The 999-nt window shown below is 69.1% G+C and carries 2 protein-coding genes; both read right to left on the bottom strand.

Annotated elements, in window-relative coordinates; all coding sequences use genetic code 11:
* A partial coding sequence (locus tag HUK82_RS16820; RefSeq protein ID WP_176614992.1) for a pyridoxal-phosphate dependent enzyme occupies nt 1–550 on the bottom strand: 550 nt, incomplete at its 3' end.
* A 49-nt stretch (nt 551–599) separates the two neighbouring features.
* The coding region (locus tag HUK82_RS16815; protein ID WP_176614991.1) for an ATP-binding cassette domain-containing protein at nt 600–999 on the bottom strand (400 nt) is incomplete at its 5' end.

The raw sequence follows: 999 nt of genomic DNA, 5'->3' as shown, positions 1-999 counted from the left end.
GCCCGCCCCCGCCCACCGGGGCCACCAGCATGTCCAGCGGACCACAGGCGTGGAACAGCTCCAGCGCCGCGGTGCCTTGTCCGGCGATGATGTCGGGGTGTTCGAATGGCGGGATCAGGGCCAGCCCGCGTTCGGTGCTCAGCGCTTGACCGATGACTTCCCGGTTCTCGGTAAAGCGGTCGTAGAGCACGATTTCCGCGCCATAGGCCTGTGTCGCGGCGCGCTTGATCGCGGGCGAGTCGGCCGGCATGACGATCACGGCGGGCACGTCGGCGCGGGCCGCGGCCAGCGCGATGGCCTGTGCATGGTTGCCCGACGAGAACGCGACCACGCCGCGCCGCTTCTGGGCGTCGTCCAGTCGGGCGATGGCATTGGCCGCGCCGCGAAACTTGAACGCCCCGACGCGCTGGAACGTCTCCGCCTTGAAGAACAGTTCGGCGCCGGTCTGTGCGTTCAGCAGGCGCGAGGTCAGGACCGGCGTGTGATGGACCATCGGCGCGATGCGGCGCGCGGCGGCCAGAACGTCGTTGAAATCGGGCAGTGCGGTCATGATCCAGTCCCAGTGTCCTGCGCGCTTGGCACGTGTGGCGCCCGGTTGCTTAGCGCCGTAGTTCCATTCCGATCGGGCCCTCGCGGCGGCCATGGGTGAACTGGTCGACCATGGGGTTGCCGCTGCTCATCAGGTCGCCGGCCTGCCCCTGCCAGATCAGCCTGCCGCGATAGAGCATCGCGGCCCGATCGCCGATCCGCTGGGCCGATGCCATGTCGTGCGTGATGGCGATGGCCGTGGAACCCAGCGTCTTGACGCAGTCGACGATCAGCCCGTCGATCACGGCACCCATGATCGGATCGAGGCCGGTCGTCGGCTCGTCGAAGAACAGGATGTCCGGCCGCGCGGCGATCGCTCGGGCCAGCCCCACGCGTTTCTGCATGCCGCCCGACAGTTCGGACGGCGACAGCGCGCCGACCGACGGGTCCAGGCCGACTTGCGCCAGGATC

It is taken from the genome of Ameyamaea chiangmaiensis (assembly GCF_013376175.1).
In the GTDB taxonomy this organism is placed as follows: domain Bacteria; phylum Pseudomonadota; class Alphaproteobacteria; order Acetobacterales; family Acetobacteraceae; genus Ameyamaea; species Ameyamaea chiangmaiensis.
Note: the sequence above shows the minus strand (reverse complement) of the source record. Positions and strands in the feature narration are given on the sequence as shown.